This is a genomic window from Streptomyces sp. NPDC048434, from assembly GCF_043200375.1.
Taxonomy (GTDB): Bacteria; Actinomycetota; Actinomycetes; order Streptomycetales; family Streptomycetaceae; genus Streptomyces.
On the sequence record NZ_JBICXQ010000003.1, the window covers coordinates 252,769 to 272,138 of the forward strand.

Consider the following 19,370-nt stretch of genomic DNA (forward strand, 5'->3'; position numbering starts at 1 on the left):
GGCTCCCTCTCTCATATGGCCTAGGGAGTGCCCGCAGAAGGCATCCCGAAAGGCTTGAAACGCTATGCGGTTCAGCTCTGAGACGTCGGCCGACGGCGTCTGCGAACAGCTCTTCACCCTCGGTGAGATTCCCGGCGTGCTGTGGACGCCGGCAGGTGCCGCCGGTACTCGGCCCCTCATCCTGATGGGACACGGCGGCGGCCAGCACAAGAAGGCTCCCGACATCGTGGCCCGCGCGCGCCGCTTCGTGGCCGAGTGCGGTTTCGCGGTGGCGGCGGTGGACGTGCCTGGCCATGGCGACCGACCGGTGGATGAGCAGTACAACCGGATCGCGACCGAGAACCAGGCTCGCGTGGCTGCCGGGGAGGAGCTGGCTCCATTGGTCGCCGGTTTCCAGGCACTCGTGGCGCGCCAGACCGTCCCGGAATGGCAGGCGGTTCTGGACGGGGTCCAGGATCTCGACTACGTCGGTGCCGGTCCGGTGGGCTATTGGGGGGTGTCGTTGGGGTGCGGACTCGGCGTTCCGTTCGTTGCCGACGAACCCCGGGTCCGTGCGGCGGTGTTGGGGTTGGGCGGAGCGTTGGCCTCAGCGGAGGCCGCCGCGCGGATCACGGTCCCGGTGGAGTTCCTGGTGCAGTGGGACGATGAGCGGGTGCCGCGGACCCACGGCTTGGCGCTGTTCGACGCTTTGGCCTCAGCCGAGAAGACCCTGCACGCCAACCCTGGCAAGCACGAGGAGATCCCGGCATCCGAACTGGACAGCACACTACGGTTCTTCACCCGGCACCTCGGCTGACAGCTACGCATGCGGTCCGCGACGCGCCGATCGGGATCCGTTTCCGATCGGCGCGTTCAGCGAATACCGCCGGCGTGGCCGACAGAGTTCGGGTACGGGACAGCCCTTAGGAGTCCCATGGCTGTGGCAGGGCAACGGCATCCCGCTCGGCCAGCTTCTTGAGGGTCAGGAGCTGCTTGCGCATCATGACGAGGTCGCCCCAGGCGAGAAGCCTGCGGCGCAGTCTGTCGGGGAGTGAGCCCTTGACCTCGGAAACGACCTTCACCACCAGGCGGCAGCCGTCTTCGCGCGGGCTCAGGGCGTAGCTCACCGCCATCCGTCCGTGCCGCTCGGCGAGCCGGGCCGGGAGCACACCGGTGATGTGTGTGTCCGCCTCGAAGTCCGCGATCTCGAACACGAGGAAGGGCTGCCCCAGGGCCAGTTCGGGTAGCCCCTGGACCAGCATGCGCGGACTCTTGTGTCCGCGGAAGTCGATCCAGTCGTAGCTGTACGGCGCGATGGTCAACTGCCGTAGCCAGCGGAAGACGAGACCGGGCGGCGCCGCCACGTCCACGGCCCGGAGCCACCCCTCGGCAGCCGCCTCCACCAAAGGATCACAGGGATAGGGCACTTCCTGCTCCGCGCGGGTGGCGCCCCAGACTTTCCCGGTCACATCCATGCCGCGACCCTACGTGAACGCTGTCGTCGGCACCGCACCGCCGGTCACCTGTGCCCGGACCCGTCAACGGGCGGCTGTTCGCCGAGCGCGGTGTCTACGCGGTGTCCAACCGCCAGGTCAGCGAAGCGGCGGAGCAGGGCAACAACGCCGCGGTCGGCTACCACTTCGGCACCAAAGCCGACTTGGTACGTGCGATCACCCGGAAACACACCGAGCAGATCGAGCAGACGCGCGTGCGGATGCTGGCCGGGACCCGCGACTCGGCGGACATCGGAGACTGGGTGGCCTGTCTGGTGCGGCCCACCACCGAACATCTGGCATCGGTGGGCAGCCCCACCTGGTTCGCCCGGTTCTGTGCCCAGGTGATGACCGACCCGGCGCTGCAGGACATCATGGCCGAGGAGTCGCTCACTTCCCCGGCGCTACGGCAGACGCTGGAAGGCCTGAACCGGTGCCTGCCCGAGCTGCCGGCCGACGTCCATATCGAGCGGGGTGCGATGGCCCGCCAGCTGATCGTGCACACCTGCGCCGAGCGTGAACGCGCCCTTGCCGAGAACACCTCCACCCCACGCTCCAGCTGGCACGACGCCGCCACGGGCTTGATCGACGCCATCGTCGGACTGTGGCGGGCGCCGGTCACACCGTGCAGGTGACGGCCGTCGCCCGGCCCCGGCCGGTCGTGGCGGTCAGCGTTGGTGGCGCTGGGCCTGGGCGATCTGCTGTACGAGGGAGGCCGGTGAACCTCTGCGCTGGGCAGCGGCTGCCAGGGTGGGAAAGAGCCCCCCGATGGCGCTGCCCAGGCGTAGTTCGAGTGGTGCGACATTGACCTCGGCACGGTTGCGTTCGATCGCGCTGAGGGTGCCGGCCGCGACCTGTTCGGGGCTGACGGTACGTATGCCGGCCGGTGGCGTGGCGCCGGTGTCGGCGAACATCCCCGCTTCACGGACGAAGCCCGGTTGCACGATGGACACGCCCACGCCCGTGCCGTGCAGATCCTGGCGCAAGGCGTGGGCGAAGCCGCGCAGGCCGAACTTCGCGGCGCTGTAGAGCGAGGTGGCCGGGGAGGACGTCCGGCCCGAGAGTGAGCCGATCATGACCAGGTGGCCGCGGCCGGCGGCCACCATGTGCGGGGCCAGGAGCCGGGACAGCAAGAGCGGGGCACGCAGGTTCACGTCCAGCGACCGGTCGATCTGGTCGGGTGTGTAGTCGAGCAGGTTGCCGCTGGCGGGCAGGGCGGCGTTGGCAACCAAGATGTCCACGGGCCCGGCTCGTTCGGCAAGATCCTCGACCGCCTCACGGTCGCTCAGATCCGCGACCAGGGCGCGGGCACCCAAGGACGTTTCGAGTTGCTTGAGCGCATCTGCGCGTCGACCGGTAACCACCAGATGGGCACCTCTGGCCGCGAGCGTCCGGGCCAGCGCGTTGCCGATGCCTCCGCTGGCGCCGGTTAGCAGAACGGTCGATCCCTTGATGTGCGGCAAGTCGTCCTCCGTTACTGTTCGTTCGAACGAACAGTAACGGAGGATGGCGGGATCCGCGATGCCCCGAGGGGAGTTGCACGCCTTCGCGGCGGCGGGGGAGCCGTGGCCGCGGACACGGCGTCCACACGTCCACACGTCGGCACGCCGTCAAGCCGGCCGGCGTACCCCGATTCATACGGATCCTCCCGGACGCGTGCACCTGAGCCCATGTGTCCGCCGACAATGCCGCTCATGGCGACAATGCCGCTCATGGCGACAATGCCGCTCATGGCGACAACGCCGGCGGCCCCCGGCCCACTTGGCCGCCCGCCACCCGCCGGTGCCTCCCGCGCCCGCCTCCGCTCCTCGTCGATACAAGGTGGATGACGCCCGGACCGGCCATGGGACGATGACGAGATGCCGAACACCTCCCAGGCCCGCGCACGCATCATTGCGGCCACGCTCCGGATCATCGGCGACGACGGGATCGCAGCGGTCACCAACCGTCGCATCGCCAAGGAGGCCGGCGTCTCTCTCGGCTCGATCACCTACCACTTCGCGACCCAACACGACCTGCTGCGCGAGAGCTTGCGCTCCTTCGTCGACCAGGAGACCCGCCGCTTCACCGACCTGGCCGCACGCTATTGCGCGGGCCGGACCTCCCCGGAGCAGGCCGCCACCCTGATCGGCCAGGTCGCCGCCGACACCGCCTTCGACAGCGAGCACATCGCACCCTTCGAGCTGTACCTCCAGGCCGGCCGAGACCCCCAGCTCCGTGCTGCGGCGGAGGAGTGCTTCGCGGCCTATGACCGCTTGGCCGCCTCTCTCCTGGGCGCGATCGGCACACCCGACGCCGAACGCCTCGCCGGTCCCACCGTCGCCCTCATCATCGGCCTGCAGCTGCGCCGCCTAGCCACCGGCACCAGTACCGACGACCTCGTCGATGCGCTGCTCCTGCTCGCGGGCGCTCCGTCACAGACGGCCGCTGTCAGTGCGCGTCCGGGACCTCCGGCCCGGGGCTGAGCAGGTCTCGGCGCGAGGACGCGCTGCGGTATCCGACCGGCCGGGCGATCTCCGTCATCGTGCGTGTGATCGTGCGGTGCACAGGGCCGCCGTTTGATCACCAGTACCGGGGCGAGCACTGGCGGGAGCCGTCGCAGGGGTTCCCGATGCACAACAAGTGCAACGCCCAGTACGACCTCGTCCCGGTCTGGGTGAACCCGGCCATCGTCGTCCTGTGGCTGCTGATCGTGTGGAGTGCCGGGGCCGCCGTGTGGTCGGCAGCGTCCCGTCTGCGGCGGACCGCCCGGCTGACGCGGGACCCGCAGGGCGGCGTGAGCACCGCGGCGGGCAGGGCCCACGCGAATCCCGCGAATCCCGCGAATCCCGCGAATCCCGCGAATCCCGCGAATCCCGCGAATCCCGCGAATCCCGCGAATCCCGCGAATCCCGCGAATCGCGACCTCGCGTGATTGCTCGCAGGCCGCGCATGCGCGACACCTGCTCACTCTCCTATGCGTGTTGCCTCGCGTTCACCAGTCCAGCAACAAGGTTCGCCCGCTCGGCCATGGCGTCGATCAGCAGGTACTCGTGGTCGGCGTGGGCACCGCCTCCGACCGCTCCAAGGCCGTCGAGTGTGGGCACCCCCAGTGCGGCCGTGAAGTTGCCGTCGCTTCCGCCGCCGACTGCCTTGCCTTCGAGGTCAGGAAGCAGCTGCTGTGCCACCACAAAGAGCTCGGCCGACGCCGACTCCGGCATAGGGGGCCGGCCGACAGCTCCCTGAACCGCGATCTCCGCCTCATCGAGATGCGGAGTCAGCGCGGCGAAGGCGGATTCGATGCGCTCCTTCTCGTCGGCCGACTCGACCCGGACGTCGACGATGACCGTCGCCTCTGCGGGAACGACGTTGTCCAGAGTTCCGGCGGACGCGACGGTCGGGGTGACGGTCGTGCCGATCTCGGGTCGACCGAGCGCTGCGATCTCCAGTACCTGGTGTGCTGCTTCGATCAGGGCGTTGACCCCGGCTGCGGGCTCAAGGCCCGCATGCGACGCCCGGCCCGCGATGGAGACTTGGAATGTGCCGCAGCCTTTCCGGCCGGTCTTCAGCGCTCCGCCGTCAGCGGCGCCCTCCAGCACAAGGACAGCGCCGCAAGCAAGGGCGCGCTCTTCGATGAGCGCGCGCGAGGAGCGGGAGCCGACCTCTTCGTCGGCGGTCACCAGGATCTCGACGCCTGACCGGTCATCGAGCGTCGCCAGGCCATGAACGGCCTGTACCAGACCGCCAAGCATGTCGAAGACCCCGGGGCCGGTAGCCTGCCCGTCCTCGACCATGAACGGGCGGCGTTCAAGAGTGCCGAGCGGAAACACCGTGTCGTGGTGACCGAGGATCAGCACCTTGGGATCGCCGCCGGCTGACCAGTGGACGTGCGGCCCGGCCTCGCTTTCCACGAGGACGGCCTTCCCGCCAAGACGGCTCTCGATGACAGCGGCGACAGTCTTGGCCGATGCCGTCAAGGCGTCGAGGTCGCGCGAGGGAGACTCGATTTCGACAAGTGTCCTGAGGTCCTCCACCATCGCGCCGACACTCACAGGGACGGGCTTGTGCATCGTCATGTGGCAAAGGTAACCGGCACGCCGCGCCGGAAGGGACTACCCCCGGTTCGGTCGGCTCCCGCTGCCTGGCCGGTCACAAGGACGCCCGGCCGGCGGACGTGGAGAAGCTCTGACGGGCGGGTCACGGCCGACACGACCACGAACCCGGGCGCGGGGACGCCGCCAGACCGCGTAGACACTGTCTACGCCGTCTGCGGCGGCCGGTGCGGACCCGTCCGCCGGCGGACCACACCGGACCGCCGAGGCAGGCCTTCACCTCAGCCATGGGCACCACGCTGCTGGTCCTCGCGTCCCTCGCCGCGGTCGGCGCGCTGGCCGCAGGCGCACTGCCGCGCCGTACGAAGACCACCGGGGCGCCGCAGCAGCCGACGGCCACCGGCCAGGACGGCCGGGAACCCACCGGAGTGATCACCACGATGGCGGCTGACTGAACGTTCTGCATTCCCTGCCTCGTTGGATGAAACGCCACTCGGTTGCGCGGGTAGCGGCATGCGGTGCCTGAGGCTGGGGCGATGACAGAGCCTGTTCATGCACCGGGAGGGTCAACGCCGTTCGGCGTGGAACGCGATCCTGCCCGGGTGGTCGCGTTCAGCGACGGCGTCCTCGCCATCGCCATCACGCTGCTCGTCCTGGAGATCCGCCCGCCGCACGACACCCGCCATCTCCTGCACGGCCTCGCCACGCTCTGGCCGTCCTACCTGGCCTACGGCGTCACCTTCATGCTGATCGGGCAGGTGTGGGCCAACCATCACGTCATGTTCGACCACATCCGCAGCGCCGACCGCGTGGTGCTGTTCCTCAACACACTGCTGCTGATGGACATCGCGTTCCTGCCGTTCGCCGCCTCCGTGCTGGCCCAGGCGTTCCGCGACGGGAACGGGCAGCGCACCGCCGTCGTCTTGCACGGCGTCGCGTTCGAACTCGTGGCCGTGCTGTTCAACGTCATCTGGTGGTACGCCAGTCACGATCGCCGACTCCTCACCACCACCATCGATGCGGCCGACGTGACAGCCATCGGCCGGCGCTTCCGGCTCGCCCTCGTCTGGCTCGCCACCGGAATCCTGCTCGGCGCCCTGCTTCCCGTACTCGGCCTGGTCGTGATCGCCGCCTTCATCCCCTACTACTGGCTTCCCATCGCGGGCGAGATCGCCAAGGTGAAGCGCCGGCATGGCCGAGGCAGTAACCGGCATGACCGAGGCAGTAAGACGTGACGACCCCCGGCCCCCGTCCATCGTTGGCCTCCCGCTGACCCGAAAGACCCGAAAGACCCGAAAGGCACGGCTTGGCTGCGGGGCCGGTAAGCGCTTGCGAACCGACTGAGCGCTCCGTGGGGGCGTCAAGCTTCCAGGCCACGCCCGCAGGGGAGAGGTGCGGGCGGGAGGTGACGTCCGTGAGAGCGGCGCCGACGACGCGGCCGGCCGGGTGCCGCGCACCATGTCCTGCAGGGCATCGCGTGCCTGCAGCAGGCGCCGATGCTGCTCTGCGCTGCCGTGGCCGCCAGGTGTCCGCTGCCAGGACTCGGCCGCTTCCGGATTCGCCAGCCGGTCCTCGATGACGCCGTTGATCACCGGCGTGGAGTGGAGGAGCTTCAGCAGCGCGTCCTGCTGCTCTCGATCGGCCGCCATTGCGGCGGCGGCCGCCCGATCGGACTCGGGGCGGGCGGCTGCGCTGGCTCAGGACCGTTCGCGGACGGAGGCTTGAGGCAGGCCGACCGCCTGCTGCCCGGCACGGTGACGCCGCCCCGAATCCCCTCGCGCTAACTACTAAAACTATCTTGACAGGTTAGGTTGAGTGTGCTCGACTGGCCATATAACCATTCACGCTCGAAAGAAGGGTTAGAGACATGATCCCCGAAGTCCACCACCGCACCGCCACCGTCAACGGCCTCGACGTCTTCTACCGGGAGGCCGGCGACCCCCAGGCGCCCGCCGTCGTGCTCCTCCACGGCTTCCCGACCAGCTCGCACATGTTCCGCCACCTGATCCCGGTGCTCGCCGACCGCTACCACGTGATCGCCCCCGACCACATCGGGTTCGGCCAGTCGGCGATGCCGACCCTGCAGGACTTCCCCTACACCTTCGATGCCCTCACCGAGGTCACCTCCGGCCTGCTCCAGCAGTTGGGCATCGACCGCTTCGCGATGTATGTGCACGACTACGGAGCGCCCATCGGCTGGCGGCTCGCGCTCCAGGCCCCGGACCGCATCACGGCGATCATCACCCAGAACGGCAACGCCTACGAAGAGGGCTTCGTCAAGCCCTTCTGGGACGGCGCGTTCGCCTACGCCCAGTCCCCTGGCCCGGACACCGAAGCCCCCATGCGTGGCGCGCTGACCGCCGAGATCACCCGCTGGCAGTACGTCAACGGAGTCGCCGATCCCAGCCTTGTCAGCCCCGACAACTGGGTCCACGACCAGGCCCTGCTGGACCGGCCCGGCAACGACGAGATCCAGCTCAAGCTCTTCCGCGACTACCCGACCAACGTGGACCTCTATCCGCAGGTCCACCAGTACTTCCGGGACTCCCAGGTCCCGCTGTTGGCGGTCTGGGGCGCAGGCGACGAGATCTTCGGCCCCGCCGGCGCGGAGGCGTTCAGCGAGGACCTGCCGGCTGCCGAGATCCATCTGCTCGAGTCCGGGCACTTCGCCCTGGAGAGCCACCTCGGCACCATCACCGAGCACATCCGCGACTTCCTCGGCCGCGTCCTGGCCTGATGCCGTCCGGCACGGAACCCGGGACGGCCGAAACTACGTGGTCCGTCTCGTCGGGGCCCCGGCGGATCGGGCGGATCCCCGGCACACCTACTGTCTCCACTTCGAAGTCCACGACAGCGCGTGCCGGTCCAACGTCCGTCTCCCGCCTCCCTCCGCGAGCGGGGATTCAGGGCGCGGCATGCACATCGTCCCGGAGCTCTCCGACGACTGGGGAGTGCTGACCGGCACCGGCGACGGCAAGGTCGTCCGGATCTGCTTCCGCCGCCCCGAGGCACAGGACTCCCGCTGCTCCCGCAAGCCCTGAGCCGACAACAACACCCCCACACCCCCGGGGTGCAGCCTCCCGCCCACCCCGCACCCGGAAGGAACACGTCATGGGACTGTCCTGGCAGCAAGGGCCCCTTTCCGCAGGTGCCATCGGACACTTCCTCACCCCCGAACCCCTGCCGCAGCGCCTGCTGTTCGCTGAGCGGCTGCGCCGACGCATGCGCGTGAAGTTCAACGACACCTGGATCGCGGACAGCGAGGACGTGATCGTGCTGCACGAGCCGGGCCGCTACCCCGTCGCCTACTTCCCCCGCGAGGACATCGAGCAACATGCGCTGGCCGCGAGCGGCAAGGTCACCCGGCACAAGGACCTCGGCGACACCGCCTGGTACACGGTGCGGGCCGGCGACCGCAGCACCGAACGCGCCGCCTGGGAGTTCACCGCGCTCCCCGAGCACGCCGCCGGACTCCAGGGCCGCATCGCCTTCGCGTGGCGCGCGATGGACGCCTTCTACGAGGAGGACGAGCGCATCCTGGGACACGCCGCGGACCCCTACCACCGCATCGACATCCGCAACACCTCCCGCACCCTGGAAGTCCGCCTGGGCGACACCGTGGTGGCCCGCTCCGAGCACCCCGTCGTGCTGTTCGAGTCGGGATTCGCCCCGCGCTGGTACGTCCCGCGCGCCGACATCGACGAGACGCAACTGCGCCCCGTCGAAGGCCAGACCTTCTGCCCCTACAAGGGTCTGTGCGACTACTTCGACATCGGCGACGCGCGCCGTGCCGCCTGGTCGTACGGCAACGCCTACCGGGAGGTGGACCGGATCGGCGACATGGTGTCGTTCGAGCCGGACCAAGTCGAGGTCACTCTCGACGGCAAGCGCCTGGAACCCGAGCCCGGGCAGAGGGTCATGCCCCACGGCGTCGACCGCGGTCTGGACGTCGACGAGCTCAGGACCCGCTGACCGTGCACGGCCGGAGCCATCGAGGAGGGGCGGGGTCGTGAGGAAGCCCCTGCGTGGTTCTGCCGTCGGTCGCTTTTCGTCAACCGGCCATTGCGCACGGGGTGAGGAGCACGACGAAGAGCCGCTGACCCCGTGACGGGCGCCCGGCTGAACGGGTGAATATCCGTCAGCATTCCTTGTGCGCAGGTCACTCGGGTGGGTTACTGGCTGTACTTACCAGGTGGGCCGCCCATCCCTCCGTTGGGAGATGCGGTGGTCGGCTCATAGGTGCTAGGTGCATTGGCTCGGCTTCCATGGGCATGGCGTCGCCTGACGGAGGGTTCCACCAGCCGGCGCCCTGAGGGGCGTTGGCCGGCGGAGCTGGCTCAACCACGTCCTAGGAGGCGTCTTGCGAGCTCTTCATGTTCTGCGAACGCTGGTGGCGGCGGGGGTCGTTCCGCTGGCATTGGTCTCTGCTTCCGACGCCCGCGCAGCGTCGCCGATTGTGGTGTCGTGCGGTGAATCGGCGTTGGTCGATGCGGTCAACACGGCCAACGCCGCCGGGGGCGGCGACTTGATTCTCGCTCCCCTGTGTACGTACACCCTCACCAGCGCCCACAGTTCGGGTGGAGCCGGGCAACCGGCGGGGTTGCCGAACATCACCACCACGATCTCCATGCGTGGCCTTGGCACGCAGATCACCCGGGCGCCGGGGGCACCGGCTTTCCGGATCTTCGAGGTCGACGGTCCGTCACAAGTCCCGGGTGCCACCGGTCAGTTGTCCGTGATCGCAGTGACTGTCAGCGGTGGTGACGCCGGTCTCGGCGTGGGAGGCGGTATCGCCAACCTCGGCGGCGTGGTGGCCCTCACCGGCAGCACCGTCCGCGACAGCAAGGCGTCATACGGCGGCGGTATCTACACCGATGGTGCACTGACGCTCACCGGCAGCAGCGTCACCGCAAATACCGCCGGCGTCAACGGCGGCGGCATCTTCACCAACGCCGGTGGGGTGGCCTTGATCGGCAGTCTGGTGGTCGGCAACACCCCGAGCAATTGCGGTGCCCTGCCTCCCGTTTCCCCTGCCTGCTGAAGACGGCATACCCAGGCACCGACGCCACGAGAACCAGGGCCGCCCGCCCCCGCGCCCCCACCGCGGAGCGAACGGCGGCCCGTCCGCGCCCTGACCGACGACCCGTCAGCGGGGCGCGGTCGATTCAACGGCAGGAGGACCAGTGGGGCGCGGTCGAACAACGGCAGGAGAAGGAGAGCATCATGGCTCCGGCAGGGACCAGCGTCGGCCCCACCCAAGGCGCTTCAGCGGGGGCACTTCCGTCACCCGTCCAAACTGGCGACATCCCGGGTCGGGTGGACGTCGTGGACACCGATGAGCCGCGGGTGGTGAACGAGATCCCGGTGGGGCACGCCCCCATCTGGGCGGCGATCACCCCGGACGGCCGGCACGTCTATGTGACCAACTTCGGGGCCAGCAGCATCAGTGTCATCGACACCTCCACCCGGAACGTCGTCACCACGATCGGTGTGACCAGCGGACCGTGGGAGATCGAGGTCACCCCGGACGGGCTGCGCGCCTACGCGGCCTGCTTCGGGACCGACAGTGTGGCGGTCATCGACACCGTCACCAACACCGTCACCGCCACCATCCCGGGGCTGGACAAGCCCCTCGGCCTCACGGTGACACCCGACGGCTCGCGGCTCTACGTGGCCAGCCTGGGCGGGAACCGGGTGGATGTGATCAGCACGGCCACCGACACCCTCATCGCCTCGGTACCGGTGCGCAGCGGGCCACGCGGTGTGGCGGTCACTCCCGACGGGGCGCAGGTCTACGTCACCGAAGAAGGCGCGAACGCGGTCGAGGTCATCGACACCGCCACCGACACCGTCATCGAGACCATCACCGGGTTCCTCTTCCCCCGGGGAGTGGCGGTTTCTTCCGACGGACAGCGTGCTTATGTGTCGGAGTACGGCGGCAACCGGCTGGGCGTCATCGACACGGTCACGCATTCCGTGGTGTCCACCTTCACCGGGCTGCCCATCCCCTTCGGCGTGGCGGTCAGCCACGACGGGCTGCTGGCGTACGTCACCTGCGACGGAAATGACAGCGTCGCCGTCATCGACCTCGTCAGCAACACGATCATCGATACGGTGCCGGGCTTCCACGCGCCGTCCTGGCTGGTGATCGCGCCGGACGACCTCGAGGTCTACGTGGTCAACAACGGCAATGAGACGGTAAGTGTGCTGCGCGCGCCGGAAGGTGGGTACCCCAACGTGGGGCCCATGTCGGGCGGAACGCCGGTGACCATCATCGGGGAGGGCCTGAGCAACACCACCGCCGTCCGCTTCGGATGCTATCCGGCCGCCTCGTTCACGATCGTCAACGACCGTGAGATCCGGGCCGTTTCGCCGCTCCTCGTCAGCGATGTCAAGGTCGGCGTCACCCTCGGGCAGCAAACCACCCGGACCGTCGGCCGGTTCTACTACCTCCCGGACTCGATGCTGACCCTGATCAGCCCGAAGTCGGGCCCGCTGGGCGGGGGCGGCACGCTGACCGTGACCGGCCGGGGCCTGATCACCACCATCTCGGTGCACTTCGGCGACGTGGCCGTCACCCCGTCGTCCGTCCTGGACGACCAGGTCATCGTGGCGGTGCCGCCCGCGCAGACGGCTGGCCCCGTGCCGATTACCCTGCTCACGCGGAGCAACTCGTATGGGCGGGCCACCTACACCTACGTGGGGCCGCCCCACATCACCTCGGTGACCCCCTCCACCGGCTCGACAGCGGGCGGCAGTCCCGTTCTGATCGAGGGCGCCGAGCTCGCGTTCACCCAGTCGGTGACGATCGGCGGGGTCGCGGCCGCCTTCGGGATCATCTCCAACACCCGGATCGCCGCCGTCACTCCTCCCGCGGGCGCCCCGGGTCCGGCGAATGTCATGGTGACGACGACAGGCGGCACCGCCACCGCGCCCGGGGCTTTCGCCTACATCTGACCGCCGGGCCCCGCCGCCGGGCCCCGCCGGGTCCGGCCGCCGGTCGTCGGATACAGCAACCGACGGTGTCCTTCGGGCCCTTCTTCCGGTACGCGACTCTCACCGCCGTTGCGTCAGCGCCGCCATAGCCGGCTCGGCTCGGCTCGGCATCGCGCATCCGGCCGGCGCGTTCGACCAAATTCTGGAAGCGGACCAAGACGCGGATCCGCTCGCTCGGGCCTTTGCCCTGACCTGCGTGGCAGTCACCTCGACTCCCGTGCGAGTCGACTCCCGTGCGAGACGAGGACCATCATGACGCCGGGCGGTGCGCGAAATGCTCAACACCTGAGCCGCGATCGCCTCATGACCCGCCGCCTCACCCGGAATCGCCGCCCAAGGCCGCTCGCGGCGTCCTCGTGCGCGCAGACGCCGTGAATTGCCGGGCCGTCGGCCGGCGCTCTTTCTCATGCCTCAGCGCGCGGCGCACAACCAGCACTTGGCCGTCGCGACCGGCGCCGAACTTCGCCCCCCACCCCCGCCGGGAAACGTGCGACGGACCGGAATCAGAGACGCCTTCTGACGAGCGCGGATACCGCCGGCCGGTGGACGACTGAAGTCATCTGCCCGTTTTTTCAGGCTCGTTGGCGCTGGATCGAACCGCATCCGCCGGGGCGCGCAACGGCGGACGGAGTCGAATGGCGAGCTCTTAACCGATTTACATATAGACCCCTCGATGCGCCAATTCCACCTATCGCCTCCTTCACCCCTTGGCTTTAATCAATGCAAGCGAGATTGACGGCGTCCGTGATGTGGCGCCGCGTCGCTTCACATAGGACGGCCCGCCCAGGCGCCCTGAGGCAACGGTCTCCACCATCCCCTTCCCGCCCCACGGGGACATCCCATGCGGTTGCGGGCCGCGTCAGCTCACCGCCTGCTCCTGCGCACCCCGGCAGAGCGGCACGTTCGAAGGAGAAAGATCATGGCAACCATCACGTCATTGGTGGACACAACAACCACCACCAATCAGGGCAAGCCAGGCGACACCGTCCAAATCAATGGAAGCGCTCTGGGCACCACGACGAGGGTGAACTTCGGTTCGGCGGCGGTCACCCCGACAAGCGTCACCGCCACCCTGGTCACCTTCGTGGTGCCCAGCACGGCGCCGTGCTCCGGCCAGGTCTCCGTCAGCGTCACCAGCAGCGCCGGCGCCACCAGCAACGCGCTGCCGTTCTTCGTCATCGCCTCGCCGACCACCACAGGGCTGAGCGTCACCTGTGTATCGGCCGCCACCGGTGGCGCGGTGACGCTGTTCGGCACCAACTTCCTCTCCGGAACGCAGGTCGGAGTGGGTTCCGTCGGCAACGTGGCGGTCACCCCCACCCAATCGAGCCAGGTCACCTTCACCGCGCCGACCAACCCGGGTCAGGTCGGTACGGTGTCGACCCAGTCGGTGAACATCACCACCGCCGGCGGGACCAGCGCCGCGGGCGCCACCCTGATCGACTACTACCTCGCGCCGGCCGTCACCTCGGTGCTTCCGACCTCGGGTACGGCGGGGGACCAGATCACCGTCAACGGAACCGGGTTCGTCGGCGTCGACACCGTCACCTTCACCGACAGCGCCGCCGCCACCGCCACCGCGGTCTTCACCCCCGTGAGCGACACCCAGCTCGTCGCCACCGTGCCCGGCGGACTCGCCACCGGCGCCGGGACCATCACGGTCCACACCTGCGGCGGCAACTCCAACGCCCAGGCCTTCACCGTCACCTGATCCTTGGGACGACCGGGGGCCAACGGTACGACCACCCCCGAGTCGCCGCCCGTCCGCAGCGCGTGGCGCGGGCGGGCGGCGACGCCCCGCGCCCTGGCCGACAACCGCCGGCCGGGGCGCGACTGCCCAGGCGGTACGAGAAGGAGAAGAGGATCATGGCCCCCGTAGTGACCAGTGTCAGCCCCACCCAAGGTGCTCCAGCGGGGGGTACCAACGTCATCATCACCGGCTCCGGCTTCACCGGCGCCACCATGGTCAGGTTCGGCCCCAACGGCACCAATTTTCTCATCGTGAGCGATACGCAGATCACGGCCAAGACGCCCGCAGGGACGGGCACGGTCCAGGTCACGGTCACGGCACCGACGGGGACCAGCACCCAGAACGTGTTCTTCACCTACGCCCCGGCCCCCGTACTCACCACACTCAGCCCGACGTCGGGCCCCACCTCGGGCGGCAATGTGGTCATCATCAACGGCACCAATCTGTCCGGTGCGACCTTGGTGAAGTTCGGGAGTAATTCGGGGGTCATTCTGACCAATACGGCTACTCAGCTCACGGTCATTGCGCCCGCGGGTGTGGGTACGGTCAATGTCACGGTCACTACGGCGGGTGGCGTGAGCAATGCTCTTGCCTACGCCTATGCCGTTGTTCCCGTTCCGGCTATCAGCAGCCTCAGTCCGACGTCGGGGCCTACGGCGGGCGGCAATGTGGTCACCATCAACGGCACCAACCTGGCCGGTGCGACTTCGGTGCTCTTCGGTGTCGGCCCCGCGACCATCCTCACCAATACCGCTACCCAGATCACCGTCAGCGCCCCGGCAGGCACTGGCACGGTCAATGTCACGGTCACTACGGCGGGCGGCACCAGCAACGCCCTCACGTACACCTACGTCGCCGTTCCCGTCCCGGTCATCAGCAGCCTCAGTCCGACGTCGGGTCCTACGGCGGGCGGCAATGTGGTCACGGTCAACGGCACCAACCTCTCCGGTGCGACCTCGGTGAAATTCGGGAGCAACTCGGCAACCATCCTCACCAACACCGCCGGCCAGATCACCGTCATCGCGCCCGCCGGCCCGCCGTCCTCGGTCAACGTCACGGTCACCACGGCCGGCGGCACCAGTAACCCGCTGCCGTACTTCTATCTCGCCGCGCCCACCCTCAGCGATCTGTCCCCGCACCTCGGCCCGGACACCGGAGGCAACACCGTCACCGTCTTCGGCACCAGTCTGACGCTCACCAACGCCGTGAACTTCGGGGGGAATCCGGCCACCGCCATCAATGTGGTCTCCGACAACCAACTGACCGTGACCGCACCGGCCGGGTCCGGCACGGTCGTCGTCACCGTCACCACACCGGGCGGAACCAGCACGGCAGCCACCGGGAATCCCTACTACACATATCTCGGGGCGCCTGTCCTGACCAGCCTCAACCCCTCCGATGGCGCTGATGTCGGGGGCGACGCGATCGTGCTGGGCGGCAGCAACCTGACCTACACCGACGCGGTGTCCTTCGGCGGTGTCCCCGCCTCGTTCTCGGCGATCTCCGACACCCAGGTCGTCGCGACCTCCCCGGGCGGAGCGCCCGGCACGGTGAATGTCATGGTGCACACCCCGGCCGGGAACAGCAACGCCCTGCCTTATGTCTACGACCCGTCGTAGGGCGTGGGATGCGGAGGCCGCAGCTCGTCACTCGGCCGGCGTGCGGCGAGGTTGGGCCCGGGAGCACGCAGTCCCGGGCCGGACAGGACGCCTGGCCCGTTCGTGTCCTGTCCGGCCTCAGGCTTCCCTGCCGGCGAGTGCGTACGTCGTGATTCGGGGGGTAGGCGGAGCACAGACATCACAGGTGCAACAAGGCGGGTCGTATGGATCAAACAGTGGGGGGCGAGGATCAGCAGTCGCTGGTCAACGATCCAATTTCGGCATGTACCGCCTATGACGGCTCCGCAGGAAGCATCGGGGACGCTCGCGCCTTTGCCCGTGATTTCCTGGCCCGGCTGCAGGCCCTGCACGGTCTTCCGGTCTCCGGTCGGGCCATGGACACGGTCCAGCTGGTGGTGAGCGAGCTGGTGACGAACACCTGCAAGTACGCCCCTGGCCCGTGTCTCCTGGACCTGCAGCTCAACGGGGACTTCATCGAGGTGACCGTCTGGGACAGCGAGCCGGTGCTGCCGGTGGCCCGGTCGGCCGACCCGGGCAGGGTCGGCCAGCACGGGCTGGAGATCATCGTGGCCGTCTGCGAGGGCTTCGAGGTCCGGCGGGAGCCCGTCGGTAAGCGGACCAGAGCGACGATCGCCCTCGCCGACGCGGCCGGCCGCCTCCTCTGACGCCGACCGCCGGCTGACAGCAGTCATGCGGCGGCACACCGTGCTCGCGTAACTCCTTTGCCCGTAAGGTCGTTGAGCCGGTATCGCGTGCATGACCGTCTCCCTGCCGGAGCGCGAATGAGGGACCTGAGATCGTCGGCTCGGGTCCCTCACCCCTGCGCGGACCGAAGGCCCCGCCCCTTGGCTCAGCTCGGCTGAATCGCGCGCAGCATGTTCAGGCGGGCCGCCCGGCGAGCCGGCCAGATCGCGGCCAGCACCCCGATCGTCGGCGCCAGAGCCAGGAAGATCCCCAGCCTCCCCCAGGGCAGGACCAGTTCGTACTCCTGCATCGAGGACGTGGTCAGGCTGCCTCCGGCCCAGGCCAGGAAGATGCCTGTGCCGATCCCAAGCACCGCACCGAACAGCGAGATCACCACCGACTCCAGCCGGACCATCCGCTTGACCCCGGAGCGGTGGAGGCCGACGGCCCGCAGCATCCCGATCTCCCGGGTGCGCTCGAAGACCGACATGGCCAAGGTGTTGACGACGCCCAGCACCGCGATGATGACGGCCATGCCGAGCAGCCCGTACATCATGTTGAGGACCGTGGTGATGGACCCGTTGTTCTCCTTGATGAGCTGCTCCTGGCTTCGGACCCTCAGCAGCGGGCTGTCGCCGAGCGCGGCGCGGATCTTCCGCTCAAGGCCGGCGGCCCTGCCGGGCTCGGCCTTGACCAGCACGTTTTCGAGCTCCTTGGAGCCGGAGTAGGGGAGCACGTCGGTCAGGGTGCCCAGCGCGTCGTCGGCGGCGCGGATCTTGGCGTAGACGGCGACGACCGCCAGCTTCCTCTTCCGAGCCACGCCGGTGTCCACGCCGGTGCCCATCGCTGCGTCGATGGTGTCGCCGACTTCGAGGCCGGCCTTCCGGGCGAACTCGTCGGAGACCGCGATCTTTCCGCGGCCGATGTCGTGCAGCGAACCGGACTGGACGTCGAGCTGCGCGGTCTTGCCGAATGCCTCCGGGTCCGTGCCGGTGATGACGGCGTATTGGCCCTGGGTGTCGAGCTCCGCCGAGGTGACGGGGGTGGCAGCGGCGACTCCGAGCACCCGGGCGGCCTTCGCGGCCGCGTCCGGGGCGAGTCCGCGTGAGGTGCTGTTGGTGACCTTGTAGTCGGCGGTCAGGCCCTGGGTGGCCTCCTTGGCCATGGCGTGCTGGGCGGAGTGCGCGCCGACGGTCAGACCGGTGATCAGGGCGAGCCCGATCATCAGGGCGGATGCCGTGGCGGCGGTGCGGCGCGGGTTGCGCAGCGCGTTCTCGTGGGCGAGCTTGCCGCTGATGCCGAAGAGGCGGGCGGTGACCTTACCGGCCAGGGTGATCAGCGGCCGGGAGAGCAGCGGGGCCAGCACGATCACGCCGCCGAGGGTCAGTAGGGAGCCGAGCATCGCGATCATCAGGTTCGACTCCTTGCTCGTCGTGAGCGTGGAGACATACAGCATCACCAGTACCCCGGCCCCGGTGAGCAGGGTGCCGAGCACATTGCGGCCCCTCAGGGCGCGGGCGGGCGGCGCCTGGTCGACGCTGCTCAGCGCCGCCACGGGGGCGATCTTCGCGGCCTTGCGGGACGGCAGCCAGGCGGCCAGGACGGTGACGACGACGCCGACCGCGAGCGCGGACAGCGGGGACGCGGGAGTGATGACCAGCGGTCCGTCGGGCAGTCCGGCACCAGTCGTGTTGAGCAGCGGGCGCATGGCAGTGGCGATGCCGAGGCCGAGCGCGAATCCGGCGGCGGAGGCAATGAGGCCGACGAGGGCGGCCTCGATGAGGATGGAGCGGACGACCTGGCGGCGCGAGGCGCCCACGGCCCGCATCAGTGCGATGTCGCGGCTGCGCTGGGCGATGAGCATGGTGAAGGTGTTGGCGATGATGAACGCGCCGACGAACAGGGCGATTCCGGCGAAGACCAGCAGTGTCTTGGTGAGGGACTGGGTGTTCTTGGTGATCTGGGCGGACTGCTCGACGGCCAGGTCGGCGCCGCTGGTGGCCTGGGCGCCCTTCTCCGGGAGCAGTGCCCGCACCCGTTCGGTCAGCGCGCGCTCGTCGGTACCGTCTTTGGCCGCGACGGCGATTTCGTCGAACTGGCCGGGGTGGAGGAACAGCTTCTGTGCGGTCGGGGTGTCGAAGAGCGTGAGGGTGCCGCCGGCGGTGATCCGCGGATCGTCGGTGGAGACGATGCCGACCAGCTTCTTGGTCAGGGCGGGCCCGTCGGTGGCGAAGCGGACCGTGTCCCCGATCCGGTAGCCGGCCTTCTCGGCGGTCTTGGCGTCCACCGCCAGCTCGCCCTCGGCAGCCGGGCCGCGGCCTTCCTTGAGCGGGAAGTGGCGGTCCTTGCCGTCCCTGTCCGGCAGGTAGTTGGCGGCGAGGTTCTGCCAGGTGTTGTCCGCGTTGACCGGGCGGCCGCCCTTGCCGGCCAGGGTGCTCTCGCCGTTGACGGCGGGGCGTACCGAGGCGACGTCGGGCAACCGGCCGATCTTCCGGGCCAGCGCGGTGTCGAGGGCGGTGGTCCGTTTGCCGTCCGCGCTGCCTGGCGTATCGGTGGCAGCGGCTCCCGAGCCGCCTCCCGCCTCGGCGACGGTGCCGGCCCCCGACGCCCGTACGGAGACGGCCACTCCCTTGAGGCTTTCGGCGGAGGCGTCGCGGAAGGAGCGGGCGACGGTGTCGCCGAAGACGAGGGTGCCGGAGACGAAGGCGACACCGAGCAGGACCGCGAGAGCGGTCATGATCAAGCGGGCTTTGTGCGCAAGGACGTTGCGCAGAGCGGTACGCAGCATGGTCGAAGTCAGTCCTGGAGGTACGAGGGG

General features: G+C 69.1%; 18 protein-coding genes. 14 read left to right on the forward strand and 4 right to left on the reverse strand.

The genetic code is table 11. The features are described from left to right. The first annotated feature begins 64 nt into the window (after nt 1-64). Nucleotides 65-796 (forward strand): dienelactone hydrolase family protein, encoded by a 732-nt coding sequence (locus ACGFWI_RS05245; protein ID WP_393904551.1) that lies wholly within the window; start codon nt 65-67, stop codon nt 794-796. A 106-nt stretch (nt 797-902) separates the two neighbouring features. Here ACGFWI_RS05245 and ACGFWI_RS05250 read toward each other — a convergent pair whose 3' ends face one another. Next, nucleotides 903-1,454 carry a hypothetical protein gene (locus tag ACGFWI_RS05250; protein ID WP_393904552.1) on the reverse strand — a complete coding sequence of 184 codons (552 nt, stop codon included), beginning with the start codon at nt 1,452-1,454 and terminating at the stop codon, nt 903-905. Nucleotides 1,455-1,504: 50 nt separating this feature from the next. Between ACGFWI_RS05250 and ACGFWI_RS05255 the strand changes: the two genes are divergently transcribed. After that, entirely contained in the window at nt 1,505-2,107 is a 603-nt protein-coding gene (locus tag ACGFWI_RS05255) for a TetR/AcrR family transcriptional regulator (RefSeq protein WP_393904553.1), read from the forward strand. 33 nt (nt 2,108-2,140) lie between these two features. Here the strand turns inward: ACGFWI_RS05255 and ACGFWI_RS05260 are convergent, their stop codons facing one another. Next, complete coding sequence (locus ACGFWI_RS05260; protein WP_393904554.1) at nt 2,141-2,935, reverse strand: SDR family NAD(P)-dependent oxidoreductase; 795 nt, start codon at nt 2,933-2,935, stop codon at nt 2,141-2,143. A gap of 396 nt (nt 2,936-3,331) precedes the next feature. On the opposite strand from ACGFWI_RS05260, the gene ACGFWI_RS05265 reads away from it, so the two are divergent. Together ACGFWI_RS05265 and ACGFWI_RS05270 are read left to right on the forward strand one after the other, a co-directional pair. Continuing rightward, nucleotides 3,332-3,937, forward strand: a complete 606-nt coding sequence (locus ACGFWI_RS05265; RefSeq protein ID WP_393904555.1) for a TetR/AcrR family transcriptional regulator — start codon at nt 3,332-3,334, stop codon at nt 3,935-3,937. Nucleotides 3,938-4,083: 146 nt separating this feature from the next. Next, nucleotides 4,084-4,386 (forward strand): hypothetical protein, encoded by a 303-nt coding sequence (locus ACGFWI_RS05270; protein ID WP_393904556.1) that lies wholly within the window; start codon nt 4,084-4,086, stop codon nt 4,384-4,386. A 40-nt stretch (nt 4,387-4,426) separates the two neighbouring features. Here ACGFWI_RS05270 and ACGFWI_RS05275 read toward each other — a convergent pair whose 3' ends face one another. After that, nucleotides 4,427-5,527, reverse strand: a complete 1,101-nt coding sequence (locus ACGFWI_RS05275) for a M20 family metallopeptidase (RefSeq protein WP_393904557.1) — start codon at nt 5,525-5,527, stop codon at nt 4,427-4,429. A gap of 263 nt (nt 5,528-5,790) precedes the next feature. On the opposite strand from ACGFWI_RS05275, the gene ACGFWI_RS05280 reads away from it, so the two are divergent. The 10 genes from ACGFWI_RS05280 (at nt 5,791) to ACGFWI_RS05325 (ending at nt 16,533) form a co-directional block, all read left to right on the forward strand. Next, entirely contained in the window at nt 5,791-5,958 is a 168-nt protein-coding gene (locus tag ACGFWI_RS05280) for a hypothetical protein (protein WP_393904558.1), read from the forward strand. A gap of 126 nt (nt 5,959-6,084) precedes the next feature. Further along, nucleotides 6,085-6,738 carry a TMEM175 family protein gene (locus ACGFWI_RS05285; RefSeq protein ID WP_393904559.1) on the forward strand — a complete coding sequence of 218 codons (654 nt, stop codon included), beginning with the start codon at nt 6,085-6,087 and terminating at the stop codon, nt 6,736-6,738. A gap of 632 nt (nt 6,739-7,370) precedes the next feature. Further along, on the forward strand, nt 7,371-8,240 hold the full coding sequence (locus ACGFWI_RS05290; RefSeq protein ID WP_393904560.1) for an alpha/beta fold hydrolase: 870 nt from the start codon (nt 7,371-7,373) through the stop codon (nt 8,238-8,240). Nucleotides 8,241-8,418: 178 nt separating this feature from the next. Beyond that, on the forward strand, nt 8,419-8,544 hold the full coding sequence (locus ACGFWI_RS05295; RefSeq protein ID WP_393904561.1) for a hypothetical protein: 126 nt from the start codon (nt 8,419-8,421) through the stop codon (nt 8,542-8,544). 70 nt (nt 8,545-8,614) lie between these two features. Continuing rightward, nucleotides 8,615-9,475 (forward strand): DUF427 domain-containing protein, encoded by an 861-nt coding sequence (locus tag ACGFWI_RS05300; protein ID WP_393904562.1) that lies wholly within the window; start codon nt 8,615-8,617, stop codon nt 9,473-9,475. Nucleotides 9,476-9,893: 418 nt separating this feature from the next. Continuing rightward, a complete protein-coding gene (locus tag ACGFWI_RS05305; protein ID WP_393904563.1) occupies nt 9,894-10,544 on the forward strand; it encodes a hypothetical protein in 651 nt (216 codons plus the stop codon). Nucleotides 10,545-10,828: 284 nt separating this feature from the next. Then, nucleotides 10,829-12,460 carry an IPT/TIG domain-containing protein gene (locus ACGFWI_RS05310; protein ID WP_393904564.1) on the forward strand — a complete coding sequence of 544 codons (1,632 nt, stop codon included), beginning with the start codon at nt 10,829-10,831 and terminating at the stop codon, nt 12,458-12,460. Between the two features lie 958 nt (nt 12,461-13,418). Beyond that, nucleotides 13,419-14,210, forward strand: a complete 792-nt coding sequence (locus ACGFWI_RS05315; protein ID WP_393904565.1) for an IPT/TIG domain-containing protein — start codon at nt 13,419-13,421, stop codon at nt 14,208-14,210. Between the two features lie 155 nt (nt 14,211-14,365). Further along, nucleotides 14,366-15,868: an IPT/TIG domain-containing protein gene (locus tag ACGFWI_RS05320; protein WP_393904566.1), complete on the forward strand. Its 1,503-nt coding sequence runs from the start codon at nt 14,366-14,368 to the stop codon at nt 15,866-15,868. A gap of 203 nt (nt 15,869-16,071) precedes the next feature. After that, nucleotides 16,072-16,533: an ATP-binding protein gene (locus ACGFWI_RS05325; protein WP_393904567.1), complete on the forward strand. Its 462-nt coding sequence runs from the start codon at nt 16,072-16,074 to the stop codon at nt 16,531-16,533. Nucleotides 16,534-16,718: 185 nt separating this feature from the next. Here ACGFWI_RS05325 and ACGFWI_RS05330 read toward each other — a convergent pair whose 3' ends face one another. After that, nucleotides 16,719-19,340: an ABC transporter permease gene (locus ACGFWI_RS05330; protein ID WP_393904568.1), complete on the reverse strand. Its 2,622-nt coding sequence runs from the start codon at nt 19,338-19,340 to the stop codon at nt 16,719-16,721. Nucleotides 19,341-19,370: the final 30 nt, after the last annotated feature.